The 25773-nt window shown below is 71.8% G+C and carries 24 protein-coding genes; 16 read left to right on the top strand and 8 right to left on the bottom strand.

All coding sequences use genetic code 11. The annotated features are described in order from the left end of the window. Positions 1-28: 28 nt before the first annotated feature. Positions 29-1045 carry a 4-hydroxy-3-methylbut-2-enyl diphosphate reductase gene (locus tag LG395_RS11315; protein WP_171153191.1) on the bottom strand — a complete coding sequence of 339 codons (1017 nt, stop codon included), beginning with the start codon at positions 1043-1045 and terminating at the stop codon, positions 29-31. A gap of 64 nt (positions 1046-1109) precedes the next feature. Here LG395_RS11315 and LG395_RS11310 point away from each other — a divergent pair, with 64 nt between their 5' ends. The 4 genes from LG395_RS11310 to LG395_RS11295 all read left to right on the top strand — a co-directional run bounded on the left by LG395_RS11310 (position 1110) and on the right by LG395_RS11295 (position 4803). Beyond that, positions 1110-2477 (top strand): APC family permease, encoded by a 1368-nt coding sequence (locus LG395_RS11310; RefSeq protein ID WP_225809280.1) that lies wholly within the window; start codon positions 1110-1112, stop codon positions 2475-2477. Positions 2478-2624: 147 nt separating this feature from the next. After that, entirely contained in the window at positions 2625-3833 is a 1209-nt protein-coding gene (gene xseA / locus LG395_RS11305; RefSeq protein WP_225809279.1) for an exodeoxyribonuclease VII large subunit, read from the top strand. Beyond that, the gene (locus LG395_RS11300; protein WP_225809278.1) at positions 3830-4066 is read left to right on the top strand and encodes an exodeoxyribonuclease VII small subunit; all 237 of its coding nucleotides are present in this window, start codon (positions 3830-3832) and stop codon (positions 4064-4066) included. The genes xseA and LG395_RS11300 overlap by 4 nt, the downstream gene beginning before the upstream one ends. Positions 4067-4212: 146 nt before the next feature. After that, a complete protein-coding gene (locus LG395_RS11295) occupies positions 4213-4803 on the top strand; it encodes a malonic semialdehyde reductase (protein WP_171153198.1) in 591 nt (196 codons plus the stop codon). A 90-nt stretch (positions 4804-4893) separates the two neighbouring features. Here the strand turns inward: LG395_RS11295 and LG395_RS11290 are convergent, their stop codons facing one another. Further along, positions 4894-5421 (bottom strand): DUF4245 domain-containing protein, encoded by a 528-nt coding sequence (locus tag LG395_RS11290; protein ID WP_171153200.1) that lies wholly within the window; start codon positions 5419-5421, stop codon positions 4894-4896. A gap of 127 nt (positions 5422-5548) precedes the next feature. On the opposite strand from LG395_RS11290, the gene glpX reads away from it, so the two are divergent. Beyond that, positions 5549-6583: a class II fructose-bisphosphatase gene (gene glpX / locus LG395_RS11285; RefSeq protein ID WP_171153202.1), complete on the top strand. Its 1035-nt coding sequence runs from the start codon at positions 5549-5551 to the stop codon at positions 6581-6583. Positions 6584-6659: 76 nt separating this feature from the next. Here glpX and LG395_RS11280 read toward each other — a convergent pair whose 3' ends face one another. Both LG395_RS11280 and LG395_RS11275 read right to left on the bottom strand, forming a co-directional pair. Next, entirely contained in the window at positions 6660-7034 is a 375-nt protein-coding gene (locus LG395_RS11280; RefSeq protein WP_171153204.1) for a WhiB family transcriptional regulator, read from the bottom strand. Positions 7035-7158: 124 nt separating this feature from the next. Next, positions 7159-7848, bottom strand: coding sequence for a DUF1707 SHOCT-like domain-containing protein (locus tag LG395_RS11275; RefSeq protein WP_225809277.1), 690 nt, complete (start codon positions 7846-7848; stop codon positions 7159-7161). Positions 7849-7993: 145 nt separating this feature from the next. Between LG395_RS11275 and LG395_RS11270 the strand changes: the two genes are divergently transcribed. The 4 genes from LG395_RS11270 to LG395_RS11255 all read left to right on the top strand — a co-directional run bounded on the left by LG395_RS11270 (position 7994) and on the right by LG395_RS11255 (position 14440). Further along, complete coding sequence (locus LG395_RS11270; protein ID WP_225809276.1) at positions 7994-9661, top strand: fumarate hydratase; 1668 nt, start codon at positions 7994-7996, stop codon at positions 9659-9661. A 170-nt stretch (positions 9662-9831) separates the two neighbouring features. Then, the gene (locus tag LG395_RS11265; protein WP_225809275.1) at positions 9832-11217 is read left to right on the top strand and encodes a class II fumarate hydratase; all 1386 of its coding nucleotides are present in this window, start codon (positions 9832-9834) and stop codon (positions 11215-11217) included. 84 nt (positions 11218-11301) lie between these two features. Then, entirely contained in the window at positions 11302-11991 is a 690-nt protein-coding gene (gene fomD, locus LG395_RS11260; RefSeq protein ID WP_171153215.1) for a cytidylyl-2-hydroxypropylphosphonate hydrolase, read from the top strand. Between the two features lie 325 nt (positions 11992-12316). Continuing rightward, the gene (locus tag LG395_RS11255) at positions 12317-14440 is read left to right on the top strand and encodes a SpoIIE family protein phosphatase (protein WP_225809274.1); all 2124 of its coding nucleotides are present in this window, start codon (positions 12317-12319) and stop codon (positions 14438-14440) included. A 60-nt stretch (positions 14441-14500) separates the two neighbouring features. Here the strand turns inward: LG395_RS11255 and LG395_RS11250 are convergent, their stop codons facing one another. Beyond that, positions 14501-16855, bottom strand: coding sequence for a transglycosylase domain-containing protein (locus LG395_RS11250; protein WP_225809273.1), 2355 nt, complete (start codon positions 16853-16855; stop codon positions 14501-14503). A gap of 257 nt (positions 16856-17112) precedes the next feature. Between LG395_RS11250 and LG395_RS11245 the strand changes: the two genes are divergently transcribed. The 5 genes from LG395_RS11245 to LG395_RS11225 all read left to right on the top strand — a co-directional run bounded on the left by LG395_RS11245 (position 17113) and on the right by LG395_RS11225 (position 21892). Then, positions 17113-18006, top strand: a complete 894-nt coding sequence (locus tag LG395_RS11245; protein WP_171159731.1) for an SPFH domain-containing protein — start codon at positions 17113-17115, stop codon at positions 18004-18006. Beyond that, positions 18003-18248, top strand: coding sequence for a type II toxin-antitoxin system antitoxin (locus LG395_RS11240; protein ID WP_171153221.1), 246 nt, complete (start codon positions 18003-18005; stop codon positions 18246-18248). The genes LG395_RS11245 and LG395_RS11240 overlap by 4 nt, the downstream gene beginning before the upstream one ends. Before the next feature lie 94 nt (positions 18249-18342). Continuing rightward, on the top strand, positions 18343-18870 hold the full coding sequence (locus LG395_RS11235) for a PadR family transcriptional regulator (protein WP_171153223.1): 528 nt from the start codon (positions 18343-18345) through the stop codon (positions 18868-18870). Continuing rightward, positions 18867-19556, top strand: a complete 690-nt coding sequence (locus tag LG395_RS11230) for an ABC transporter ATP-binding protein (protein ID WP_171153225.1) — start codon at positions 18867-18869, stop codon at positions 19554-19556. The genes LG395_RS11235 and LG395_RS11230 overlap by 4 nt, the downstream gene beginning before the upstream one ends. Further along, positions 19553-21892 (top strand): FtsX-like permease family protein, encoded by a 2340-nt coding sequence (locus LG395_RS11225; RefSeq protein WP_225809272.1) that lies wholly within the window; start codon positions 19553-19555, stop codon positions 21890-21892. Before LG395_RS11230 ends, LG395_RS11225 begins: the two co-directional genes overlap by 4 nt. A gap of 69 nt (positions 21893-21961) precedes the next feature. On the opposite strand, the gene LG395_RS11220 is transcribed toward LG395_RS11225, so the two are convergent. Beyond that, the gene (locus LG395_RS11220; RefSeq protein ID WP_171153228.1) at positions 21962-22909 is read right to left on the bottom strand and encodes a LysR substrate-binding domain-containing protein; all 948 of its coding nucleotides are present in this window, start codon (positions 22907-22909) and stop codon (positions 21962-21964) included. Between the two features lie 133 nt (positions 22910-23042). On the opposite strand from LG395_RS11220, the gene LG395_RS11215 reads away from it, so the two are divergent. Continuing rightward, a complete protein-coding gene (locus tag LG395_RS11215; RefSeq protein WP_171153230.1) occupies positions 23043-23597 on the top strand; it encodes a peroxiredoxin in 555 nt (184 codons plus the stop codon). Positions 23598-23600: 3 nt separating this feature from the next. After that, positions 23601-24134, top strand: a complete 534-nt coding sequence (locus LG395_RS11210) for an alkyl hydroperoxide reductase (protein ID WP_103815808.1) — start codon at positions 23601-23603, stop codon at positions 24132-24134. Positions 24135-24154: 20 nt separating this feature from the next. On the opposite strand, the gene LG395_RS11205 is transcribed toward LG395_RS11210, so the two are convergent. Continuing rightward, a complete protein-coding gene (locus LG395_RS11205; RefSeq protein ID WP_171153231.1) occupies positions 24155-25495 on the bottom strand; it encodes an AI-2E family transporter in 1341 nt (446 codons plus the stop codon). Between the two features lie 160 nt (positions 25496-25655). Further along, positions 25656-25773: aggregation-promoting factor C-terminal-like domain-containing protein (locus LG395_RS11200; protein ID WP_505016507.1), on the bottom strand; the 118-nt coding region annotated here is incomplete at its 5' end.

Below are 25773 nucleotides of genomic sequence, written 5' to 3'. Positions count from 1 at the left end.
GCACCACGTTACGACGGACCACTGCCGGTCACGCCACGGAGGTGCCGCTCCCGCCGCGCTCGGCGACCAGCGCCGCCGCCTCCTCGCGCAGGTCGCGGCGGAGTTCCTTGGGCAGCGAGAAGGTGATCGACTCCTCGGCGGCCTTGACGATCTCCACGTCGCCGTAGCCGCGCTCGGCGAGCCACTGCAGGACCTGCTCGACCAGCACGTCGGGGACGGAGGCGCCGGAGGTGACGCCGACGGTGGTCACGCCCTCCAGCCAGGTCTCGTCGATCTCGTCGGCGAAGTCCACCAGGTAGGCCTCGCGGGCGCCGGCGAGCTTGGCGACCTCGACCAGCCGCTTGGAGTTGGAGGAGTTGCGCGAGCCGACGACGATGACCAGCTCGGCCTCGGCGCCCATCTGCTTCACGGCGAGCTGCCGGTTCTGGGTGGCGTAGCAGATGTCGTCGCTGGGCGGGGAGACGAGGCCCGGGAACTTCGTCTTCAGGGCGTCGACGGTCTCCATGGTCTCGTCCACGGAGAGGGTGGTCTGGGAGAGCCAGACGACCTTGGACGGGTCGCGGACCTCGACCTTGGCGACGTCCTCGGGACCGTCGACGAGCTGAATGTGGTCGGGGGCCTCGCCGGAGGTGCCGATGACCTCCTCGTGGCCCTCGTGGCCGATCAGGAGGATGTCGTAGTCCTCGTTCGCGTACCGGACGGCTTCCTTGTGGACCTTGGTGACCAGGGGGCAGGTGGCGTCGATGGTGGCGAGCCGGCCCTGACGGGCCTCCTCGTGCACGACGGGGGCGACGCCGTGCGCGGAGAACATGACGATGTTGCCGGGCGGCACCTCCTCCGTGCGCTCGACGAAGATCGCGCCCTTCTTCTCCAGGGTCTGCACGACGTACTTGTTGTGGACGATCTCGTGCCGGACGTAGATCGGGGCCCCGTACTGTTCCAGGGCCTTCTCGACGGCGATCACGGCGCGGTCCACGCCGGCGCAGTAGCCCCGGGGGGCGGCGAGCAGGACACGGCGGCCAGAGGAAGCGGTCATGCGTCCCATCGTAAGGCCGCCTCCGGGGCGCGGAGATCGCGTGGCCACGGCCGCGGGGGGAAGACTTGAGCGTATGTCCGACACCGGAACAACAGCCTCCGCTACCGGCGCGCACCGGCGGTTGCGGCGCAGCCTCGGCTTCCGTGACCTCGTCGTCTACGGGCTGCTGTTCATCGCGCCGATGGCACCGGTCGGGGTGTTCGGCACGCTCGACGCGACGTCGCACGGCGCGGTGGCGCTGGTGTACGTGCTGGCCACGGTCGCCATGGCGTTCACCGCCTTCAGCTACGCGCAGATGGTGCGGGTCGTACCGCGGGCCGGGTCGGTCTTCGCCTACGCGCGCGCGGGGCTCGGCGACGGGGCCGGGTTCGTCGCGGGCTGGATGGCGATGCTCGACTACGTGCTCATCCCCGCGGTGGCCTACCTCTTCTCCGGCATCGCGATGAACGCGCTGGTCCCCGGGGTGTCCCGGTGGGCGTGGACGGCGCTGGCCGTGGTCGTCACCACGCTCCTCAACCTGTGGGGCGTACGGGCCGCCGCGCGCGTGGGCTTCGTCGTGCTGGCCCTGGAGATCGTGGTCCTGGTGGTGTTCGTGGTGTCGGCGGCCGTGGTGCTGGCGCGGGACGGGGCGCAGCGGGGGGTGCTGTCGCCGTTGTCCGGGGACGGCACGCAGGGCGCGTTCGCGCTGTCGGCGGTGATCGGCGCGGTGTCGGTGGCGGTCCTGTCCTACCTGGGCTTCGACGCGATCGCCACGTTCGCCGAGGAGGTCACCGGGGGCTCGCGGAAGGTGGCGCGGGCGCTGCTGTTCTGCCTGGCGCTGGCCGGGGTGCTGTTCGTGGCGCAGACGTACCTGGTGGCACTGCTGGAGCCGGCGACGTCCGCGCGGCTCGCACGCGATCCCGGGGCGCAGGGTACGGCCTTCTACGACGCGGTGGACTCCGCCGTCGGGACGTGGCTGCACGATCTGGTGGCCGCGAGCAAGGCGGTCGGGGCGGCGTTCGCGGCGCTGGCCGGGCAGGCGGCGGCCGGGCGGCTGCTGTTCGCGATGGGCCGCGACCGGCGGCTGCCGCGGGCCCTGTCCCGGACGGACGGCGGTGTGCCCCGGGTGGCTCTGCTGTGCGCGGCGGTGGTCACGCTGGTCGCGGCCGGGTGGGCGGCGCGCCGGGACGACGGGCTGGACAAGCTGGTGTCGGTGGTCGACATCGGGGCTCTGTCCGCGTTCACGCTGCTGCACGCGAGCGTGGTGGGGTACTTCGTGGCGCGGCAGCGGCGGTGGAGCTGGTGGCGGCACGTACTGGTCCCGCTGCTCGGCGCGGCGATCACGGTGGCGGTCGTCGTGGAGGCGGCGGGGGTGGCGCAGGTGGTCGGTGCCGTGTGGCTGGTGATCGGCCTGCTGGTGCTGGCGGGGCAGCGGGGGCGGCGGGAGGTGCTCGGCGGCTGAGCCGCGGCGCGACGCGCGCGGCCCGCTGCGGCTTCCCAGGGCGCGGGGAACCGCGCGCCCGGCCGCGCACCCGCCCGCACCCGGCGACGCACCCGGCCCGCTACGCGCGCGGCCGGACTGTCGGTGGCGGCCACTACGCTCGACGCCATGGCTGTGAACACGTCTCCCGAGACCCCCCTCCCCGTGGGCGAGGTCTCCCGGCTGATCGGCGGCTGGATCGACCGGCTCGGCGCGGTGTGGGTCGAGGGGCAGATCACGCAGCTGTCCCGCCGCCCCGGCGCCGGCGTCGTGTTCCTGACGCTGCGCGACCCGTCGTACGACGTCTCCGTGAGTGTCACCTGCTACCGCCAGGTGTTCGACGCGGTCGCGGACGTCGTCGGCGAGGGCGCCCGTGTCGTCGTCCTGGCGAAGCCCGAGTGGTACGCCCCGCGCGGCCAGCTCTCCCTGCGCGCCGCCGAGATAAGGCCGGTCGGCGTCGGTGAGCTGCTGGCCCGGCTGGAGCAGCTGAAGAAGGCACTCACGGCCGAGGGCCTGTTCGCGCCGGAGCGGAAGAAGCCGCTGCCGTTCCTGCCGCAGCTGATCGGGCTGGTGTGCGGCCGGGCCTCCGCCGCGGAGCGGGACGTGCTGGAGAACGCCCGGCACCGCTGGCCCGCCGTCCGCTTCGAGGTGCGCAACGTCCCGGTGCAGGGCGTGCACGCGGTCCCGCAGGTCGTGCAGGCGGTGAAGGAGCTCGACGCGATCGACGAGGTGGACGTGATCATCGTCGCGCGCGGTGGCGGCAGCGTGGAGGACCTGCTGCCCTTCTCCGACGAGCAGCTGGTGCGGGCCGTGGCCGAGTGCCGTACGCCCGTGGTGTCCGCGATCGGGCACGAGCCGGACAACCCACTGCTGGACCACGTCGCCGACCTGCGCGCCTCCACGCCGACCGACGCGGCGAAGAAGGTCGTGCCGGACGTCGGCGAGGAGCTGGAGCGGGTGCGGATGCTGCGGGACCGCGCGCGGCGCTGCGTGAACGCGTACCTGGAACGGGAGGAGCGGGGGCTGGCGCACGCGCTGGCGCGGCCCTCGATAGAGGATCCGCACCGGATGATCGACGAGCGTGCCGACCATGTGGCGGCGCTCCTCGAACGGAGCCGGCGGACCCTGGGGCACCTGCTGGACCGGGCGGACTCGGAGCTGACGCACACGCACGCGCGCGTGGTGGCCCTCTCCCCCGCGGCGACGCTCCAGCGCGGTTACGCGGTGCTGCAACGGGCGGACGGGCACGTGGTGCGCGATCCGGCCGGGGTGACGGCGGGCGAGGCGCTGCGCGCGCGGGTCGCCGAGGGTGAATTCACAGTGAAGGTGGGCGAATGACGAGCAAGGTGGACGAGGCGCTGTCGTACGAGCAGGCGCGCGACGAGCTGATCGAGGTCGTGCGGCGGCTGGAGGCGGGTGGTACGTCGCTGGAGGAGTCGCTGGCGCTGTGGGAGCGCGGCGAGGAACTGGCCAGGGTGTGCCGGCGCTGGCTGGAGGGGGCCCGGGCCCGGCTGGACGCGGCGCTGGCCGAGGAGGAGGAAGGGGAGGGGAAGGCGGCGGGCGGCGAGTAGAAGGCGGCGCGGGGGCGCAGCGCCGGGTTGTGAAGCGGGTCACCGCGCCCCCGGTTTAGTTGAAGGTTAAACCTCACATGTCGTAGGGTCGGTGACGTCAGCCGGTCCGGCACCCCGGGCCGGACGCGCCCCCGAGGAAAGTCACCATGTCTCTCGTTCTTGACCCCGCCGCCCAGGACCTGCTGTTCCGCGAGGCCCGCACCGCGAACACCTTCACCGAGGAGCCGGTGACCGAGGAGCAGGTCCAGGCGATCTACGACCTGGTCAAGTACGGCCCCACCGCCTTCAACCAGACCCCGCTGCGCATCACCCTCGTTCGCTCGGCCGAGGCCCGCGAGCGCCTCGTGCAGCACATGGCCGAGGGCAACCGGGCCAAGACCGCCACCGCCCCGCTGGTCGCGATCCTCTCCGCGGACAACGAGTTCCACGAGGAGCTGCCGGCCCTGTTCCCGGCCTTCCCGCAGGCCAAGGACGTCATCTTCGGCGAGCGCCCGGCCCGCGAAGGCTCCGCCACCCTGAACGCCGCCCTCCAGGCCGCCTACTTCATCGTCGGTGTCCGCGCCGCCGGCCTCGCCGCCGGCCCGATGACCGGCTTCGACCACGAGGGCGTCCGCAAGGAGTTCCTGGACGACGACCACACCCCGCTGATGGTCGTCAACATCGGCAGGCCCGGCCCGGACGCCTGGTACCCGCGCGGTCCGCGCCTGGCCTACGAGGACGTCGTCACGACCGTCTGAACCACGCGGGCCCGTCGAGAGCCCGCCCCGACCACGCGAAGAGGCCCCCACACCGCCGGGGGCCTCTTCGCGTAGGGGGCGCCGGACGGGTCACCCCGTCTTCAGCGCCGCCGCCATCGTCCTCAGCTCCTCGGCGGAGCCGGTGCCGGCCACCACCGTCGTGGAGCCGGGCGTGCCCTTGAGCACCAGGGCGTCGTACCGGCCGCCGCTGTAGCGGGTCCAGGTACGGCCGCCGATCTCCTCGGTCCGCCCGGTCGCCGACGCGCCCTGGCTGGCCTGGTCGATGAACTCGGCGGGCTTCTGCGTGGACTGCTCGACCTGCACGTACTGGCCGTCCGGGGTCTGGAAGCCGAGGTGCCAGCGGTCGGACTTCGCGCCCTGGAAGCGTACGGAGGTCGCCTTCCAGGTACTCGGCAGGCCCTCGGGCGCGGCCACCGGGTAGCTCGCCGCCCGGCGGGCCGTGACCAGCTCGACCCGGTAGTCGACCCGCTTGAGGTCGGGAGCGTGATCGTCGTGCGGGATGGCGATGAAGTAGACGACCAGTCCCGCCATGGCGATCACGGCCAGGGAGAGAACCATGTCCCGGACCGTCTTCTGCTTGCCGTTCGAACCTGCCACGCCCCCTATCGTCGCAGGTGCCCCAAGCGCTCATCCGTGGGGTCCCCTGCTCATTTTGTCTGCCTAACGATAGAGTCGGGTCGAAGACCCTCATCCGGCCGTCGTCGTATCAGAAAGGTGCGCTCCGATGACCGAAAACCACCATCTGCCGTCCGAGCTGGACGTTCCCTCCGAGGCTCCCGACCGCAACCTCGCCCTGGAACTCGTCCGGGTGACCGAGGCCGCCGCGATGGCCGCGGGCCGCTGGGTCGGGCGCGGCGACAAGAACGGCGCCGACGGTGCCGCGGTGCGCGCCATGCGGACCCTGGTCTCCACCGTGTCGATGAACGGCGTGGTCGTCATCGGCGAGGGCGAGAAGGACGAGGCCCCGATGCTCTTCAACGGGGAGCACGTGGGCGACGGCACCGGTCCCGAGGTCGACATCGCCGTCGACCCGATCGACGGCACCACGCTGACGGCCAAGGGCATGCCGAACGCGATCGCCGTCCTCGCCGCCGCCGAGCGCGGCGCGATGTTCGACCCGTCCGCCGTGTTCTACATGGACAAGCTGGTCACCGGCCCCGAGGCGGCGGACTTCGTCGACATCAACGCGCCCGTCGCGGTGAACATCCGGCGCATCGCCAAGGCCAAGCGCTCCTCGCCGGAGGACGTGACCGTCGTCATCCTCGACCGGCCGCGGCACGAGGATCTGATCCGCGAGGTCCGGGACGCCGGCGCGCGCATCAAGCTGATCTCCGACGGCGACGTGGCCGGCTCGGTGTACGCGCTGCGCGAGGGCACCGGCGTCGACCTGCTGCTCGGCATCGGCGGCACCCCGGAGGGCATCATCTCGGCCTGTGCCGTGAAGTGCCTGGGCGGAACGATCCAGGGCAAGCTGTGGCCCAAGGACGACGAGGAGCGGCAGCGGGCCATCGACGCCGGGCACGATCTGGACCGGGTGCTCACGACCGACGACCTGGTGTCCGGGGAGAACGTGTTCTTCGTCGCCACCGGGATCACCGACGGGGAGCTGCTGCGGGGGGTCCGGTACCGGTCGGAGACCGCGCTGACGGAGTCGATCGTGATGCGGTCGAAGTCGGGGACGGTACGGAGGATCTTCTCCGAGCACCGGCTGAGCAAGCTGCGCGCCTACAGCGCGATCGACTTCGACCGGGCCAAGTAAGGGCGCCTGCTCTCCCCCGCGCCCGCAGGCAGGACAGCGCCCTCGGTGCGGAGAGGGCGCGCCTGCTCCGCGCGCTTCAGCCCGCCATGCGGTCGGCCGCCGCCCGCGCCGCCTTCTTCAGGTCCAGCTCCCTGCGGCGGCGCCTGGCGAGGACCACCCGGCGCTCGGCCGCCGTGAGGCCGCCCCAGACGCCGTAGGGCTCGGGCTGGAGGAGGGCGTGTTCGCGGCACTCGACCATCACCGGGCAGCGGGAACAGACCCGCTTGGCCGCCTCTTCGCGGGACAGCCGGGCGGCGGTCGGTTCCTTCGACGGGGCGAAGAACAGCCCGGCCTCGTCGCGCCGGCACACCGCCTCGGTGTGCCAGGGGGCGTCTTGGTCCCTGTCTCGCGCCGGCACCCGCTGGGCCGGAACGGCGGCGACCTGCAGGGACGAACGCGGCGGTTGCAGCACGGTCTACTCCTGACGACGGCTTCGCGAGCGAGAGACGATGCAGCAAGGCCTACCCGCTGTGCGCGCGCCTATGCACAGCGTTCCCGTCCGTGGGCGCGCGGCGCGGCCGTTCACGCCCCCGGGGTCAGTGCCCCAGGTGTCTGCGCAGTTTGCGGTCCACCTTGTCCTGGACGCGTTCCAGGATGTCCGCCACGAGCCTGCCCCGCTTGGGCCGCGCCTCCACGTTGCCGAGGACGGCCCAGCCGTCGACGTAGACCACCGGAGCGTCGGCGTCCACGGAGTCCAGCGGGCTCACCTCGAAGTTGCCGAGCACGCCGCCGCCGGTGCCGCGCAGCGAGATGTTCTCCGGCACGCGGATCTGGACGTCGCCGAAGACGGAGACCGCCTTGATGACCACCTGCTGGTACTCGAAGATCGCCTCGCTGAGGTCGATCTCGACGCTGCCGAAGACGGCGTACGCGTGCAGCCGGCGTCCGGCCCGCCAGCGGCCCCGGCGCACGGCGCTGCTGAAGACCGCCACCACGTTCGCGTCGGCCTCCAGCGGGATCGCGCCCGGGGTGGGCCGGGGCGGCACCGGCGTGTAGCCGGGGGCGGTGGGGCGCTGGTGGGCGGCCGGCAGGTCCCGGATGAAGACCTCCAGCTCCCCCACCGTCTTGGCGTGCAGCACCCCGTCCACGCGCTCGGCGTGCTCGTCGGCGGTCAGCCGGCCCTCGGCCAGGGCCTCGCGGAGGATGTCGGCGACCCGGTCGCGATCGGCGTCGGAGGCGCGCAGCTCGGTGGCGGGCGTGGGTGCGGTCTGCTTCTGAAGGTCCACGACGGCAGCGTACCCACACACGATAGATCGCGACACCCCTGACTGAGCCCGACCTCACAGGTTCGCCGCCGATGGCAGGTTCTAGGCTGAGGAGGCCCGCCAGCGTCGGCGGGCGGCCGTCCGTCAGAGTGAGGAATGGGCTGAGATGCCTGAGTTCGAGTACACCGATCTGCTCCCCCAGGGCGAGGACACCACTCCGTACCGGCTGGTGACCTCCGAGGGCGTCTCCACGGTCGAGGGGCCCGACGGGCGGACGTTCCTCAAGGTGGAGCCGGAGGCGCTGCGCAAGCTGGCCGAGGAGGCCGTCCACGACATCCAGCACTACCTGCGCCCGGCCCACCTCGCCCAGCTCCGCCGGATCATCGACGACCCGGAGGCGTCGGGGAACGACAAGTTCGTCGCGCTCGACCTGCTGAAGAACGCCAACATCGCGGCGGCCGGTGTGCTGCCCATGTGCCAGGACACCGGCACGGCGATCGTCATGGGCAAGCGCGGCCAGAACGTGCTGACGGCCGGCGAGGACGAGAAGCACCTCTCCCACGGCATCTACGACGCCTACACCAAGCTGAACCTGCGCTACTCGCAGATGGCTCCGCTCACCATGTGGGAGGAGAAGAACACCGGCTCCAACCTGCCCGCGCAGATCGAGCTGTACGCGACCGACGGCGGCGCCTACAAGTTCCTGTTCATGGCGAAGGGCGGTGGCTCGGCCAACAAGTCCTTCCTGTACCAGGAGACGAAGGCCGTCCTGAACGAGTCCTCCATGATGAGGTTCCTGGAGGAGAAGATCCGCTCGCTCGGCACGGCCGCCTGCCCGCCGTACCACCTGGCCATCGTCGTCGGCGGCACCAGCGCCGAGTACGCGCTGAAGACCGCGAAGTACGCCTCCGCGCACTACCTGGACAACCTGCCGGGCGAGGGTTCGCCGCTCGGCCACGGCTTCCGGGACAAGGAGCTGGAGGAGAAGGTCTTCGAGCTGACCCAGAAGATCGGCATCGGCGCGCAGTTCGGCGGCAAGTACTTCTGCCACGACGTCCGCGTGGTGCGTCTGCCCCGGCACGGCGCGTCCTGCCCGGTCGCCATCGCCGTCTCCTGCTCGGCCGACCGCCAGGCGGTCGCGAAGATCACCGCCGAGGGCGTCTTCCTCGAGCAGCTGGAGACCGACCCGGCGCGCTTCCTGCCGGACACCACGGACGAGCAACTGGAAGAGGGCGACGTCGTCCGGATCGACCTCAACCAGCCGATGGACACGATCCTCGCCGAGCTGACCAAGTACCCGGTCAAGACCCGCCTGTCCCTCACCGGCCCGCTGGTCGTCGCCCGCGACATCGCGCACGCCAAGATCAAGGAGCGGCTGGACGCGGGCGAGGAGATGCCGCAGTACCTGAAGGACCACCCGGTGTACTACGCCGGCCCGGCGAAGACGCCCGAGGGCTACGCCTCCGGTTCCTTCGGCCCGACCACGGCCGGCCGCATGGACTCCTACGTGGAGCAGTTCCAGGCGGCGGGCGGCTCCAAGGTGATGCTCGCCAAGGGCAACCGCAGCAAGCAGGTCACCGACGCGTGTGCCGCCCACGGCGGTTTCTACCTCGGCTCCATCGGCGGTCCGGCCGCCCGTCTGGCCCAGGACTGCATCAAGAAGGTGGAGGTCCTGGAGTACGAGGAGCTGGGCATGGAGGCGGTCTGGAAGATCGAGGTCGAGGACTTCCCGGCGTTCGTCGTGGTGGACGACAAGGGCAACGACTTCTTCACCGACCCGGCCCCGCAGCCGACGTTCACGAGCATTCCGGTGCGGGGTCCCGGCCTGGCGTAGCGGCTCCGGCGGCGGGGAGCGATGCCGTCCCCGCCGCCCCCGGGCATCCGCGCGGCGGGCCGGCCCACCTCCGGCGTCGTCCCGCCGGCCCTGACGTGCCATCAGCGCACCGGGCACCCGACCGGCCCAGTCCCCGGAACATTCCGGCCCCCGCGACCGCTGTACCGGTCATGAGCGAATACCGCATCGAACATGACTCCATGGGCGAGGTCCGGGTCCCGGCCCACGCCAAGTGGCGGGCGCAGACGCAGCGTGCCGTGGAGAACTTCCCGGTGTCCGGACAGCGCATCGAGCGGGCGCACATCGAGGCGCTGGCCCGCATCAAGGCGGCGGCGGCCAAGGTGAACGCCGAGCTGGGCGTGCTGGACAAGGAGACCGCGGAGGCCATCCAGGACGCGGCCGGCGAGGTCGCCGCGGGGAAGTGGGACGAGCACTTCCCGGTGGACGTGTTCCAGACGGGTTCGGGGACCTCGTCCAACATGAACACCAACGAGGTCATCGCGACGCTGGCGACCGAGCGGCTCGGCCGGGACGTGCATCCCAACGACCACGTCAACGCCTCGCAGTCGTCCAACGACGTCTTCCCGTCGTCCATCCACATCGCGGCAACCGCGGCCGTCACCCATGACCTGATCCCGGCCCTGGAGCACCTCGCCGCCTCCCTGGAGCGCAAGTCCGAGGAGTTCGCGGACGTGGTGAAGTCGGGGCGGACGCATCTGATGGACGCCACGCCGGTGACGCTCGGGCAGGAGTTCGGCGGGTACGCGGCCCAGGTGCGGTACGGCGTCGAGCGGCTCAGGGCCTCCCTTCCGCGCCTGGCCGAGCTGCCGCTGGGCGGCACGGCCGTCGGCACCGGCATCAACACCCCGCCCGGTTTCTCCGCCGCCGTCATCGAGGAGGTCGCCCGGGTGACCGGCCTGCCGCTGACCGAGGCCCGTGACCACTTCGAGGCGCAGGGCGCCCGGGACGGCGTCGTGGAGACCAGCGGGCAGCTGCGGACCATCGCGGTCGGCCTGACGAAGATCGCCAACGATCTGCGCTGGATGTCCTCCGGGCCGCGCACCGGTCTCGCCGAGATCCGGCTGCCCGACCTCCAGCCCGGCTCCTCGATCATGCCGGGCAAGGTGAACCCGGTCGTCCCGGAGGCCGTGCTGATGGTCGCCGCGCAGGTCGTCGGGAACGACGCCACCATCGCCACCGCGGGTGCCGCCGGCAACTTCGAGCTGAACGTCATGCTCCCGGTCATCGCCAAGAACGTCCTGGAGTCGGTCAGGCTGCTCGCCAACGTCTCGCGGCTGCTGGCCGACCGGACCGTCGACGGCATCACCGCCGACCGCGAACGCGCCCGCGAGTACGCCGAGTCGTCCCCGTCGGTGGTGACCCCGCTGAACAAGTACATCGGGTACGAGGAGGCCGCGAAGGTCGCCAAGAAGTCCCTCGCCGAGCGCAAGACGATCCGTCAGGTCGTCCTGGAGAGCGGGTACGTGGAGCGCGGCGACCTGACGCTGGAGCAGCTGGACGAGGCGCTGGACGTCCTGCGGATGACGCGCCCGTAACCGGGGGCGGACCGTTTCGGCAACGCGGGTGCCGCCGTGACCCGCGCCGCAGCGTCGTGTGTCCCCGGCACCTAATATCTGTCCATGACGGACGACGGAGCGATGACACGAGTGGCGGCGGGACCGGCGACCTACTGGACCCCGGGGACGCACATCCTGTGGCGCTACCGGGCGAACGGCGGCGAGCGTTACCACATCGCCCGGCCGGTCACCGTCGTACGCGACGACGCGGACCTGCTGGCGGTGTGGCTCGCCCCCGGCACGGAGTGCGTGAAGCCGGTCCTGGCCGACGGCACGCCCGTGCACCTGGAGCCGCTGGAGTCCCGGTACACCAAGCCGCGCACGGTCCAGCGGGACCGCTGGTTCGGCACGGGCGTGCTGAAGCTGGCCCAGCCCGGCCGGCCCTGGTCGGTGTGGCTGTTCTGGGAGCCGGGCTGGCAGTTCAAGAACTGGTACGTGAACCTGGAGGAGCCGCTGGTCCGGTGGGCGGGCGGGGTGGACTCCGAGGACCACTTCCTGGACATCTCCGTGCATCCGGACCGCAGTTGGCACTGGCGCGACGAGGACGAGTTCGCGCAGGCCCAGCGGGACGGACTGATGGACGCGGCGACCGCCGAGCGGGTGCGGGCGGCCGGCCGGGAGGCGGTGGAGGTGATCCGCGCGTGGGGGCCGCCGTTCGCCGACGGCTGGCCGCGCTGGCGCCCGGACCCGTCCTGGACGGTGCCTCCCCTCCCCGAGGACTGGGACCGCACACCCGCGCGCGTATCCTCATGAGACCCTTGGTGCGGCCCCAGGCAAGAAACGTAGGATCGTCCTCCGCAAGGGCGTAGTAGAGCAACTTCCGGGGCATGCGCCGGGCTTGACCGATCGTCACCGAGGGGCGGCAGGACGTGAGCGAGGGGTACCAGGGCACCACCACGAAGGCACACGGCGACCGGTCCGCCGGCCGCGCGGAACTCGCCACCGGCACCACGGCCGCCTGCGTCCCGGCGGGAATTCCGTTCCCGGGGCACGTATTGCGGGTATCGGGATGTCGGCGGGACCAACTGCGCGCCCGGCGCAACCGGCGCACAGCCCCGGACGGATGGATGCGACACGCGTGACGGAGCAGCCCACCTCCTTCGAACGCCCCCAGCCGGGCGTCGACCCCGCGGAGGCCCGCGGGGCGCTCCTGCGTACCCAGCAGCAGTCCCAGCAGCCTCCGGCACAGCTCGGCGATCCGGCCTTACCCGTACAGGCCCGGGCCGAGGCAACGCCGTCCGGACCGGGCACCGCGACCCCCCGTGGCACGGGGAAGGAGCCCGCAGCCGGCCAGGGGAAGGAGCCCTCAGTCAACGGCCCCGAGCACGCCCAGCCCGCCGGCACCGAACCCGACGCCCACCGTCCGCGCCCCGCGCCGGAGACCATCCCGGCGCAGCCCGGCGCCCAGCAGGAGCGGTCGCCGGGCGGCCAGGAGCGCCGTACCGGGCAGGCCGTGCCCCCGGGGCGGCCGATGCCCATGCGGCGCGACGGCGACCGGCTCAGGTTCGTGGGCGCGGCCACCCGGCGGATCGCCCGCGGGCTCGACCTCGACGAGATCGTCATGGGGCTGTGCCGGGCCACGGTGCCGACCTTCTCCGACGCGATCCTCGTCTATCTGCGCGAGCCGCTGCCGGTCGGCGACGAGCGGCCCAGCGGTCCGGTGGTGCTGCGGCTGCGCCGCACCGACCGGATACCTCCCGAGCGGGACACCGACGGGGTGCTGCTGCCGCCGGCGTTCGAGCCGGAGCCGGAGCCGTCCGTGCTGTCGGACCTGTCGGCGCTCACCGCCGAGCTGTGCGAGGTGCGGCCGGGCGGGGCGCTGAACGAGGTGCTGCGCGGGGTGCGCCCGGTGTTCGCCGACGCGCCCGCCGCCCGGGACGCGCTGCCCGAGCTGCTCGGCGAGGGCGGTGAGGCGGTCGTACCGGGCGGGCGGCACGCGATCCTCGCGCCGCTGCGCGGCCGGCGCCGGGTGATCGGAGCGGCCCTGTTCCTGCGCCGCGCGGACCGGCTCGCGTTCGAGGCGGACGACCTGCTGGTGGCCGCGCAGCTGGCCACGCACAGCGCGCTCGGCATCGACAAGGCGGTGCTGTACGGCCGCGAGGCGTACATCGCCGACGAGCTGCAGCGCACCATGCTGCCCGAGACCCTGCCCCGGCCGACCGGTGTCCGGCTGGCCTCCCGCTACCTGCCGGCGGCCGAGACCGCGCGGGTGGGCGGCGACTGGTACGACGCGATCCCGCTGCCCGGCAGCCGGGTGGCGCTGGTCGTCGGCGATGTGATGGGCCACTCGATGACGTCGGCGGCGATCATGGGTCAGCTGCGCACCACCGCGCAGACGCTGGCCGGGCTCGACCTGCCGCCGCAGGAGGTGCTGCACCACCTGGACGAGCAGGCGCAGCGCCTGGGCACCGACCGCATGGCGACCTGCCTGTACGCGGTCTACGACCCGGTCACGCACCGCATCACGATCGCCAACGCGGGCCATCCGCCGCCCGTGCTGCTGCACCTGGGCGGCCACGCCGAGGTGCTGCGGGTGCCGTCGGGCGCGCCGATCGGGGTCGGCGGGGTCGACTTCGAGGCGGTGGAGCTGGAGGCGCCCGCCGGGGGGACCCTGCTGCTGTACACCGACGGCCTGGTGGAGTCCCGGCTGCGGGACGTGTGGACCGGCATCGAGCAGCTGCGGGAGAAGCTGGCCGCGACCGCGCGGCTGACCGGACCGGACCATCCGCCGCCGCTGGAAGCGCTGTGCGACGAGGTGCTGGACATGCTGGGCCCGGGCGACCGGGACGACGACATCGCGTTGCTCGCGGCGCGCTTCGACGGGATCGCGCCCAGCGACGTCGCCTACTGGACGCTGGAGCCGGAGGACTCCGCCCCGGGCCAGGCCCGCCGGCTGGCCCGGCGCGCGCTCGCCCGCTGGGACCTGGAGGAGCTGACGGACTCGGTGGAGCTGCTGGTCAGCGAGGTCGTGACGAACGCCGTGCGGTACGCGTCGCGGCCGGTGACGCTGCGGCTGCTGCGCACGGACGTGCTGCGCTGCGAGGTCGGGGACGACGTGCCGCAGCTGCCGCGCCTGCGGCAGGCACGGGCCACGGACGAGGGCGGGCGTGGCCTGTACCTGGTCAACCGGCTGGCCCGGCGCTGGGGCGCGACCCGGCTGAGCACCGGCAAGGTGGTGTGGTTCGAGCTGAACCGCGGCTGAGCGGCCGCCGAACGACGCGACGCGCGAAGGGCGCCCGGTGTGACCGGGCGCCCTTCGCTGTCATGTCCCGTCTGGCACGTTCTCCGGGTCGAGCGGGTTCTCCGGGCTGATCGACGTCGTCGGCGGCCCGCTCGTCGGGGTCTGGGTGGGCGTCTGGGTGGGCGTCTGGCTGGGGGTCTGGGTCGGCGGCGTCTGCGAGGGCGTCTCGGTCGGCGACTCCGGCGTCTGCGAGGGCGTCTCGGTCGGCGTCTGCGAGGGCGTCTGGGTCGGGGTGTGCGTCCAGGTCGGCGTCTCGGTCGGCTCGACGGCCGCGCCCTGCGTGGTGTTCAGGTCGAACGAGGCCTTGTCGGTGACCCCGAAGGTGTACGTGGCCCAGATCTGCGCCGGGTAGCCGCCGCCGTTGATCCGGCCGGGCGGCGGGAGCAGTCCGGTCGCGCCCTTCATGGAGACGTGGGCCTTGGTCTTCGGGTCCTCGCCGAACAGGCCGACGGAGGTGACCAGGTCGGGGGTGTAGCCGGTGAACCAGGCCGACTTGTTCTCGTCGGAGGTACCGGTCTTGCCCGCCACCTGCTGGCCGTCGCGCAGCGGGTTGTCCGCCACGGACCGCTTGGCCGTGCCGTCGTCGACCACGCCGGTGAGCACCGAGGTGACCGTGTCGGCGGCGGTACGGCTGATCACCGAGCCGCCGACCGGGTTCGGCATGTCGACCGTACGGCCCCTGTTCTCGGCCGACTTGATGACCGTCGGGGTCACCTTGTAGCCGTGGTTGGCGAAGGTGGCGTAGATCCCGGCCATCTCCAGGGGGCTGGCGCCCATGGAGCCGAGGGTCTGGGCCGGAACGGCCTGCACGCCCTTGGTGTCCATGCCGAGCTTTCCCGCCGTGGCCATGACCTTGTCCATGCCCACGTCCACGCCCATCTGCGCGAAGACGGAGTTGACGGACTTGTTCATCGCCTGCTGCACGGTGATCTTGTCGTAGTCGACGTCGTCCTCGTTCGGCGGGGCGAAGCCGACCTTGGCTCCGTGGTCCAGGACCTGGCGGCGGCTGGTGCCGTCGTAGACGGTGCTCGCGGTGATCGGCTTGCCGTCCTGGGTGGTGGCGTTCTGCTCCAGGGCGGCGGCGAGGATGACCGGCTTGAACGTGGACGCCGGCTGGTAGTCCGAGCGGGCGGCGTTGTCGAAGTAGTGCTTGTAGTAGTCCTGGCCGCCGTAGAGGGCGACGATCCTGCCCGTCTTGGGGTCGACGGAGACGGCGCCGGCCTGGATGGCGCCGTCGACCTTGCGCTTCTTCGGGTCGAGCTTGCCGGTCAGCTGGGTCCTGACGGCCTTCTCCAGCGCGGCCTGCTTCTTGCGGTCGATGTTGAGGGTGATGGTCCAGCCCTTGTCGACGACGGCGTTCTCCGCCTGGGACTGGGTCAGGCCCTCCTGCGCCATGAGCTGCCGCTCCAGCTGCTGGTTGGCGAGTTCGACCAGGTAGCCCTTCTGCCCGCCGAGGCCGGGGGCGCCCTTGGGCTCCTTCGGGTAGGGGAAGTGCAGGCCGTCCCGGTCGCTCTTGGAGAGCCAGCCCTCCTCGACCATGTTGTCCAGGACGTAGTTCCAGCGCTGGGTGACCAGCCGCTTGCCGGTCTTGGTGGCGACGGCCCAGTCGTACTGGCTGGGGGCCTGGAGCAGGGCGGCGAGGTAGGCGCCCTGGGCGACGCTGAGGTCCTGGGCGTCCACGTGGTAGTACGCCTGGGCGGCGGCCTGGATGCCGTAGGCGTTGCGGCCGTAGTAGCTGGTGTTGATGTAACCGGCGAGGATGTCGTCCTTGGACTTCTCGCGGTCCACCTTGAGCGAGATGACCAGCTCCTTCAGCTTGCGCGTGACGGTCTGGTCCTGGTTCAGGTAGTAGTTCTTGACGTACTGCTGGGTGATCGTGGAGCCGCCCTGCTTGCCCTTGCCGGACACCGTGTTGATCAGGCCGCGGGCGGTGCCGCGCAGGTCGACGCCGGAGTCGTGGTAGAAGCTCTTGTTCTCGGCTGCGACGAAGGTCAGCTGGACCTTGCGGGGCACCTTGGACAGGTCGACGATCTCGCGGTTGACCTCGCCCTTGCGGGCCAGGATCGTTCCGTCGCTGAACTTGTAGACGTTGCTCTGCTGCTGGGCCGCCGCGTTGCCCTCGGGGATGTCCACGTACAGGTACAGGCCGATGAAGCCCAGGATGCCGAGCAGGCACACGCCGAAGAAGGCCCCGAGGATCTTCTTCCAGCCGAATATCCGGCGTATGAGGCTCTTGGCGGGCTTGCCGGACGCGGGAGCGCCGCCGGAGGCGCCGGACGCGGTGCCGGCCGTGGGCGCGGGCTCGGAGCGGCGGCGCTTGGGTGCCGCGCGGTGGCCGCCGCGCTGTCGCGCTCGTCTCTCTTCCGCTCGTCCCATGGGTCCCTACGCTCGCTTCCGTCTCGGGGTCAGCTCCGAAAGCTAACACCCCTCTATATGACAAAGGGCGTCCGATCCGTTCTTTTACGGACGTGACAATCAGCACCCGCCCCGAAGGAACCGACGGCTGTCACTGGTCCAGGGTTGCTTCGCAGCGTAAAGTGTTATCACTTAGCTAGAACCGAGCTAGGCACTACGCCAACCGGGGGTCCCCTGTGTCCATATCCGAGCCGGCCGCCACCGCCGACGTCCCCGAGATGCCCGCGCCGCGGGTGCGGGAGTTCACCGCCCACAGCATCGGCGGCGGGCTCGCCCTGCTGCTCGGCCTGATCGGGCTCGGCGCCGCCGTCGCGCTGTTCGCGTCCTCCGCGGCGGCCCCCTCCGGCGGCGCCGAGGGCGGGCTCGTCGCCGCCGGCGTCGTCGTCCTGCTGGCGTCGGCCATCGGGATGCGCGGGCTGAACACGGTCGCGCCGGGCGAGGCCCGGGTCGTCCAGCTCTTCGGGCGCTACCGGGGCACGATCCGGCAGGACGGACTGCGCTGGGTGAACCCCTTCACCTCCCGGACCCGGATCTCCACCCGGGTGCGCAACCACGAGACCGCCGTGCTGAAGGTCAACGACGCCTACGGCAACCCGATCGAGCTGGCCGCGGTCGTGGTGTGGAAGGTCCAGGACACCGCGCAGGCCACCTTCGAGGTGGACGACTTCGCCGAGTTCGTCGCCACGCAGACCGAGACGGCCGTACGGCACATCGCCATCGAGTACCCCTACGACGCCCACGACGAGGACGGCCTGTCGCTGCGCGGCAACGCCGAGGAGATCACCGAGAAGCTGGCCGTGGAACTGCAGGCCCGGGTGGAGGCGGCCGGGGTGCGGATCATCGAGTCCCGCTTCACGCACCTCGCGTACGCTCCGGAGATCGCCTCGGCGATGCTCCAGCGGCAGCAGGCGGGGGCGGTCGTCGCGGCCCGCCGGCAGATCGTGGACGGCGCGGTCGGGATGGTCGAGGCGGCGCTGGCCCGGATCGCGGACGCGGACATCGTGGAGCTGGACGAGGAACGGAAGGCGGCGATGGTGTCGAACCTGATGGTGGTGCTCTGCGGGGACCGGGCCCCCCAGCCGGTCCTCAACACGGGGACGCTCTACCAGTGACGGACCCGGTGACGGACCCCTCGGAAACCCCCAAGCGCCGGCCGCAGCAGCGCAAGCAGGTGCTGCTGCGGCTGGACCCGCTGGTCTACGAGGCGCTGGCCCGGTGGGCCGGGGAGGAGCTGCGGTCGGCGAACGCGCAGATCGAGTTCCTGCTGCGGCGCGCGCTCGCGGAGGCGGGACGCCTGCCGAAGGACACCGGACCGCTGCCGCGGCGGGGCCGGCCGCCTGTGTCGGAACCGTGACAATCGGCCCCCACCTGCGGGGCCGTACCGCCCGCCTCGCCCTGCACACGGTGTGTATACACCCCGCGTATACACCGAGTGTATTGTGCTGCTCATGTCCATCGGTCACACCCTTCTGGGGCTCCTGGAGTCCGGCCCGCGCCACGGCTACGACCTCAAGCGGGCCTTCGACGAGAAGTTCGGTCACGACCGGCCGCTGCACTACGGCCAGGTCTACTCCACGATGTCCCGGCTGCTGAAGCACGGTCTCGTGGAAGTCGACGGGATCGAGGCCGGCGGCGGCCCCGAGCGCAAGCGCTACGCGATCACCGACGCCGGCGTCACCGACGTCGAGCAATGGCTCGCCACTCCGGAGAAGCCGGAGGAGTACCTCCAGTCGACCCTCTACACCAAGGTCGTCCTCGCCCTGCTCACCCACCGCGACGCGACCGACATCCTCGACACGCAGCGGGCCGAGCACCTGCGCAGCATGCGGATCCTGACCGACCGCAAGCGCAAGGGCGACCTCGCGGACCAGCTGATCTGCGACCACGCCCTGTTCCACCTGGAGGCCGACCTGCGCTGGCTGGAACTGACCGCCGCGCGCCTCGACAAGCTCCGCGCGGAGGTGGTGGCCAAGTGACTCCCCCGCCCGGCACCCTGCTCGCCGCCGAGAACCTGCGCAAGGCCTACGGCCCGACGGTCGCGCTCGACGGCGCCGAGTTCTCCATCCACCCCGGCGAGGTCGTCGCCGTCATGGGGCCCTCCGGCTCCGGCAAGTCCACGCTGCTGCACTGCCTGGCCGGGATCGTGCCGCCCGACTCCGGCTCCATCACCTACGACGGCCGCGAACTGGCCGGCATGAGCGACGCCGGGCGCAGCGCCCTGCGCCGCAGCGAGTTCGGCTTCGTCTTCCAGTTCGGGCAGCTCGTCCCGGAGCTGACCTGCGTGGAGAACGTGGCGCTCCCACTGCGCCTGAACGGCACCTCCCGCAAGGCGGCCGAGCGGGCCGCGCTGAGCTGGATGGAACGCCTGGAGGTGGACGGCCTCAAGGACAAGCGGCCCGGCGAGGTCTCCGGTGGCCAGGGCCAGCGGGTCGCGGTGGCACGGGCGCTCGTCACCGGGCCCCGGGTGCTGTTCGCCGACGAGCCGACCGGTGCGCTCGACTCCCTCAACGGCGAACGCGTGATGGAGCTGCTGACCGACGCGGCCCGCTCCACCAACGCCGCCGTCGTCCTGGTCACGCACGAGGCCCGGGTGGCCGCCTACTCCGACCGCGAGATCGTCGTACGCGACGGCAGGTCCCGCGACATGGAGCGGGCCGTATGAACGTCCGGCAGTGGTGCAGAGACCTGGGCATGGGTGCCCGGTTCGCCCTCACCGGCGGACGCGAGGGCTGGGTCCGGATGCTGCTGACGGCGGTCGGCGTCGGCCTGGGCGTGGCCCTGCTGCTGCTGACGACGGCGCTGCCGCACATCCTGACCGCCCGGGACCGGGTGGAGGACGCCCGCCAGGACTTCTCGGCCTCCTACGACACCGCCAAGGCCGAGAACAGCCTGCTGGTCGCGGTCACCGACACGCAGTGGCACGACAAGAACATCCGCGGCCGGCTGCTCGAGCCGGAGGGCTCCAGGGCGCCGCTGCCACCCGGCGTCGGCCGTTTCCCGGCGAAGGGCGAGATGGTGGCCTCGCCCGCGCTGAAGAGGCTGCTGTCCTCGGACGGGGCGGAACTGCTGCGCGAGCGGATCCCGTACCGGATCACGGGGACCATCGGCGACGACGGACTGATCGGGTCGCGGGAACTCGCCTACTACGCGGGAGCCGAAGATCTCGCCCCGCACTCGGTCGGTGCCCGGGTGACCCGGCTGACCGCCTTCGGCAACCCGAATCCGTCGCCGGAACGGGCCGACCCGGTACTCATCCTCATGACCCTGGTCGTGTTCGTCGCCCTCCTCACGCCGGTCGCCGTCTTCATCGCCGCGGCCGTGCGGTTCGGCGGCGAGCGGCGCGACCGCCGGCTGGCCGCGCTGCGGCTGGTGGGCTCCGACAGCCGGATGACCCGCCGGATCGCCGCAGGCGAGGCACTGGCCGGGTCGCTGCTCGGACTGGCCGTCGGCGCGGTGCTCTTCCTGATCGGGCGGCAGGTGGCGGGCTCGGTGGAGGTCATGGGGGAGAGCTTCTTCCCGAACTACCTCGACCCCTCCCCCACGCTGGTCGCGCTCGTCGCGGTGGCGGTTCCGTCGGCCGCGGTGCTGGTGACGCTGCTCGCGATGCGCGGGGTGGTCGTGGAACCGCTCGGCGTGGTGCGTACGGCCAAGCCGCCCCGGCGGCGCCTGTGGTGGCGGCTGCTGGTGCCGCTGGCGGGCCTCGCGATGCTGTACCCGATGATCGGCAAGGGGCGCCGGAACGGCGACTTCAACCAGTACCTCGTCACCGGCGGTGTGCTGCTGCTCCTGGTCGGCGTCACCGCGCTGCTGCCCTGGCTGGTGGAGGCGTTCGTCGCCCGGCTCGGCGGGGGCGGGGTCTCCTGGCAACTGGCCGTACGCCGGCTCCAGTTGAGCAGCGGTACGGCCGCCCGCATGGTGAACGGCATCGCGGTGGCGGTGGCCGGGGCGATCGCGCTGCAGATGCTGTTCGCGGGCGTGGAGGGCCAGTACACCAGGGATACCGGCCAGGACCCGCGCCGGGCCCAGATGGAGGTCGACCTGTCCGGTCACACCCCGCTCGGCGCCGCCCGCGCGGAGTTCGCCGGCGCCAAGGGAGTACGGACGTCGGTGGCACTGTCCACCGGGCAGGTCGGCGGCAAGCGCCGGGAACCCGACCTCACGGCGACCGTCACCGTCGGTGACTGCGCCGCGCTCAGGGAGGTGGCCCGCATGCCGTCCTGCCGCGACGGCGACGTCTTCGCCGTGGACAACCCGTACTCCGACTCCGAGTACCAGAAGGAGCTCAGGCCCCTGATGCGGCCCGGCGCGCGGGTGTGGATCGACCCGACGCAGGGCGAGGCGCGCGGCAGGGAGATCGCCTGGACGCTGCCGGCCACAGTGCGGGAGGCCACCGCGCGCAAGGACTCGCTGCAGGGCGACCCGAGCGGCCTGCTGGTCACTCCCTCCGCGCTGCCCGCCAAGGCCCTGTCCACGGTGAACGGCCACATCTACCTTCGCCTGGACGAAGCGGTGCCGGACGCCCAGGAGCACGTGCGCACCACGACCGCCCGGATCGACCCGCTCGCCTACTCCTGGACCTGGGCGGCGACCGAACAGTCCAACAGGTACGCCTCCCTGCGCACCGGACTGTTCCTCGGCGCGGTCTGTGTGCTGGCGCTGATCGGGGCGAGCCTGCTGGTCTCCCAGCTGGAGCAGTTGCGCGAGCGGCGCAAGCTGCTGTCGTCCCTGCTCGCCTTCGGCACCCGGCGCCGCACGCTCGGCCTGTCGGTGCTGTGGCAGACCGCCGTGCCGATCACGCTCGGTCTGCTGCTGGCCGCCACGGTGGGCCTGACCCTCGGTACGGTCCTGCTGAAGCTGACGGCGACCCCGGTCTCCGTGGACTGGGCGAGCGTGCTGTCCCTGACCGGCGCCGGCGCGGCCGTGGTCCTCGCCGTCACCCTGCTGAGCCTGCCGCCGCTGGTGCGGATGATGCGGCCGGAGGGCCTGCGCACGGAGTGAACGCGCCGTCGGCCGGCCGCGGCACCGCCGTGGCCGGCCGCACGGTCGCCCATCACCCCTGCGGGGCGCTCAGCCCTCCAGCACCCTGACGGGCAGCGCCCGCAGCGCCTCCCGCAACGCCCCCGCCAGCTCCTCGTACTCCGCGGCGCGAGCCGCCCCCGCGCGCATCGCGAACGCGACCCGGCGGCTGGGTGCGGGCTCGGCGAAGTACCCCGTCAGCAATTGGCTGCTGCGGGTGGTCTCCAGCTTCAGCGCGGTGCGCGGGAGCAGCGTGCAGCCGAGTCCGCCGGCCACCAGCTGGACCAGCGTGGACAGGCCGGCGGCCGTGGTGGTGACCGGCGCGTCCTCCCGGCCGGCCTCCCGGCAGATGTCCAGCGCCTGGTCGCGCAGGCAGTGGCCCTCGTCCAGGAGGAGCAGGTTCAGCTCCCGCAACGCCTCGCGCGGGATGCCCTCCCGGCCGCCGAGCCGGTGGTCGAGCGGGGTGACGAGCACGAAGTCCTCGTCGAACAGGGGGAGTTCGACGACCCCGGGGACACCGAGCGGCACGGCGAGCAACAGCAGGTCGAGCCGGCCGGAGTTCAGTCCCTCGACCAGGGTGGCCGTCTGCTCCTCGTGCACCTGGAGGTCGAGGTGCGGGTAGCGGTCGTGGACGAGCCGCAGCACGGCCGGCAGCAGGTACGGGGCCACCGTGGGGATCACCCCGAGGCGCAGCACGCCCGTGAAGGGCGCCCGGACCGCCTCGGCCTCCTCCAGCAGCGCGCCCACCGCGTCCAGCACCGCCTTGGCCCGCACCGCCAGCCGCTCCCCCGCGGGCGAGAGCAGCACCTTGCGGGTCGTACGCTCGAGGAGGGTCACGCCGAGGGTCTCCTCCAGGGCCGAGACCGCACCCGAGAGGGCGGGCTGGCTCATCCCGATGGCCGCCGCGGCGTCGCGGAAGTGCAGATGCTCGGCCACGGCGGCGAACGCCCGCAGCTGCGCCAGGCTCGGTTGCCGGCGCTTGCCGTTGCTCACGGTCACTGATAACTACCTCCGATCAACATGACCGAGTGTAGCTATTTCACTAATCAATGCACCCTGTGCCACCATCGATCACGTCCAACCCATGGGAAACAGCCCCAAAAGGGCAGTTTCTTCGCTGCAAGGAGAGCGTGTGCTCACTGTCGGTGACAAGTTCCCCGAGTTCGACCTGACCGCCTGCGTCTCGCTGGAGAAGGGCAAGGAGTTCGAGCAGATCAACCACAAGTCCTACGAGGGCAAGTGGCTGGTGGTCTTCGCCTGGCCCAAGGACTTCACGTTCGTGTGCCCGACCGAGATCGCCGCGTTCGGGAAGCTGAACGACGAGTTCGCCGACCGCGACGCCCAGATCCTCGGATTCTCGGGTGACTCGGAGTTCGTCCACCACGCCTGGCGCAAGGACCACCCGGACCTGACCGACCTGCCGTTCCCGATGATGGCGGACCCCAAGCACGAGCTGATGCGCGACCTCGGCATCGAGGGCGAGGACGGCTACGCCCAGCGCGCCGTCTTCGTCGTGGACCCGAACCACGAGATCCAGTTCACGATGGTCACCGCCGGTTCCGTGGGCCGCAACCCCAAGGAGGTCCTGCGGGTCCTGGACGCCCTGCAGACCGACGAGCTGTGCCCCTGCAACTGGACCAAGGGCGAGCAGACGCTCGACCCGGTCGCGCTGCTGGCCGGTGAGTGACCCGTGTCGCTCGACTCCCTGAAGTCCCGCATCCCGGACTACGCCAAGGACCTGAAGCTCAACCTGGGCTCGGTCATCGGCAACTCGGACCTGCCCGCGCAGCAGCTGTGGGGCACGGTGCTGGCGACCGCCATCGCCTCCCGTTCCCCGATCGTGCTGCGTGAGCTGGAGCCGGAGGCGAAGGCGAACCTCTCGCCGGAGGCGTACCAGGCCGCCAAGTCGGCCGCCGCCATCATGGCGATGAACAACGTCTTCTACCGCACCCGGCATCTGCTGTCCGACCACGAGTACGGCACCCTGCGCGCGGGCCTGCGGATGAACGTCATCGGCAACCCGGGCGTGGAGAAGGTCGACTTCGAGCTGTGGTCGTTCGCGGTCTCCGCGATCAACGGCTGTGGCATGTGCCTGGACTCGCACGAGCAGGTGCTGCGCAAGGCCGGTGTGGAGCGCGAGACCGTCCAGGAGGCGTTCAAGATCGCCTCCGTGGTGCAGGCGGTCGGCGTCACCCTGGACGCCGAGGCCGTGCTGGCCGAGTAAGCCGTACGCCGAGGACCCGCTCACTCCTGGTGGGCGGGGTCCTCCGCGTTCCGGGGCACTGCCTCCTCCACGGGCTCGGCCGCGGTGTGGTGCTGCGCCTCCTGCGAATACTGCCGCAGGTACCCCACCACCGTGTTCGTGACCGCCACCAGCGGTACGGCCACCACCGCGCCGCCGATGCCGGCCACCATGCCGCCCGCGGCCACGGTCAGGACGACCGCCAGCGGGTGCACCCGCACCGCGCGGCCCAGGATGAACGGCTGCAGGACGTGCCCCTCGATCTGCTGCACCGCGAGGACGACGACGAGGGTCATGACCGCGGTGAAGACGCCCTGGGTGACCAGCGCCACGATCACCGCGAGCGCGCCGGAGGCGACCGCGCCGACGAGCGGGATGAACGAGAACAGGAAGATGAACACGGCCAGCGGGACGGCCATCGGCACGTCCAGGAAATAGATGCCGATGCCGATGAAGATGGCGTCGATGAGGGCGACCAGGACCGTGCCGCGCACGTAGGCGGTCAGGGTGCGCCAGGCGCGCGGGCCGGCGCCGGCCACCCCCGGGCGGGCCGCGGCGGGCACCAGCTTCAGGAACCACTGCCAGATGCGCCTGCCGTCGTAGAGCAGGAACAGCGTCGAGAAGAACACCAGCAGGATGCCGGTGAGGGCCTCCACGATGACCTGGACGCCCTCCAGACCGGCGGACGTTATCTGGTCGGCGTTGGCGCCGATCGCCTCGCGGAGGTTCTTGGCGATCTGGTTGATCTGCTTGTCGGTGACGTGGAAGGGGCTCTTCAGCAGCCAGTTGCGCAGGTCGTCGATGCCGCTCTGGATCTGGTTGGAGAGCGTGTCGATGTTCTCCATGACCTGCCAGGTCACGAACCAGCCCATCAGGCCGATGACGACGAAGCCGCTGATGGCGGTGAGCGCGGTGGCCGGGCCGCGCGGCACCCCGCGCCGGGTCAGCCGGGCGACCGTCGGCTGGAGCAGCGCGGTGACCAGCAGGGCGATGACGAAGGCGAACACCACGAGCTGGATGGCGCTGATGACCCGCATCAGCACCCAGACCGTGCCGGCCAGCACCAGCAGCCGCCAGCCCGCCTCGGCGGCGACCCGGACGCCCCACGGCACGGCCTGGGCCGGATCGGGACGGGGACCGGACGGCACCGCGGGCCGGCGGGCGGGCGCGGCCGAGGCGGCGGACGCGCCGGCCGGCCGCGCGTCGGCGGGGGCGGCGGACTCCACGGCCTCGGCGTCCACGCCGTGCTCCTTCTCCACCTCGGCGCGGCGCTCGTCCAGGCGCTCGCTCATCTCGGTGAGACCGGCTCCCAGCCGGCCGAGCCACCCTGGCACTCGCGACATGATCCGTCCTCTTCCCCCGCGTCCCCGGGTGCTCGCCACCACTCCCCCGCTGGAGTCGTTCGGATACGACCGTACAGGGCGAAAGCCCCTCCCCTGAGGACGGGGAGGGGCTGCGCGAGGTTGAGAGGGCACCGCGAAGGCCGCCGTGCCGGCGGAGCGCTCAGTACCAGTGGTTGGCCTGCCAGAACGACCAGGCCTGGCAGGGGCTGCCGTACCGGCTGTTCATGTAGTTCAGGCCCCACTTGATCTGGGTGGCCGGGTTGGTCTGCCAGTCGGCA

The sequence above is a fragment of the Streptomyces spinosus genome (assembly GCF_020400655.1).
Taxonomy (GTDB): Bacteria; Actinomycetota; Actinomycetes; order Streptomycetales; family Streptomycetaceae; genus Streptomyces; species Streptomyces argyrophylli.
Note: the sequence above shows the minus strand (reverse complement) of the source record. Positions and strands in the feature narration are given on the sequence as shown.

What these genes read in the sequence shown, in the direction of transcription:
- LG395_RS11205 (WP_171153231.1), bottom strand. Translation starts at nt 25,495, where the DNA reads ATGTCGCGAGTGCCAGGGTGGCTCGGCCGGCTGGGAGCCGGTCTCACC.
- LG395_RS11295 (WP_171153198.1), top strand. Translation starts at nt 4,213, where the DNA reads ATGTCTCTCGTTCTTGACCCCGCCGCCCAGGACCTGCTGTTCCGCGAG.
- LG395_RS11270 (WP_225809276.1), top strand. Translation starts at nt 7,994, where the DNA reads ATGCCTGAGTTCGAGTACACCGATCTGCTCCCCCAGGGCGAGGACACC.
- glpX (WP_171153202.1), top strand. Translation starts at nt 5,549, where the DNA reads ATGACCGAAAACCACCATCTGCCGTCCGAGCTGGACGTTCCCTCCGAG.
- LG395_RS11250 (WP_225809273.1), bottom strand. Translation starts at nt 16,855, where the DNA reads ATGGGACGAGCGGAAGAGAGACGAGCGCGACAGCGCGGCGGCCACCGC.
- LG395_RS11235 (WP_171153223.1), top strand. Translation starts at nt 18,343, where the DNA reads ATGTCCATCGGTCACACCCTTCTGGGGCTCCTGGAGTCCGGCCCGCGC.
- LG395_RS11310 (WP_225809280.1), top strand. Translation starts at nt 1,110, where the DNA reads ATGTCCGACACCGGAACAACAGCCTCCGCTACCGGCGCGCACCGGCGG.
- fomD (WP_171153215.1), top strand. Translation starts at nt 11,302, where the DNA reads ATGACGGACGACGGAGCGATGACACGAGTGGCGGCGGGACCGGCGACC.
- xseA (WP_225809279.1), top strand. Translation starts at nt 2,625, where the DNA reads ATGGCTGTGAACACGTCTCCCGAGACCCCCCTCCCCGTGGGCGAGGTC.
- LG395_RS11265 (WP_225809275.1), top strand. Translation starts at nt 9,832, where the DNA reads ATGAGCGAATACCGCATCGAACATGACTCCATGGGCGAGGTCCGGGTC.
- LG395_RS11300 (WP_225809278.1), top strand. Translation starts at nt 3,830, where the DNA reads ATGACGAGCAAGGTGGACGAGGCGCTGTCGTACGAGCAGGCGCGCGAC.
- LG395_RS11245 (WP_171159731.1), top strand. Translation starts at nt 17,113, where the DNA reads ATGCCCGCGCCGCGGGTGCGGGAGTTCACCGCCCACAGCATCGGCGGC.
- LG395_RS11225 (WP_225809272.1), top strand. Translation starts at nt 19,553, where the DNA reads ATGAACGTCCGGCAGTGGTGCAGAGACCTGGGCATGGGTGCCCGGTTC.
- LG395_RS11315 (WP_171153191.1), bottom strand. Translation starts at nt 1,045, where the DNA reads ATGGGACGCATGACCGCTTCCTCTGGCCGCCGTGTCCTGCTCGCCGCC.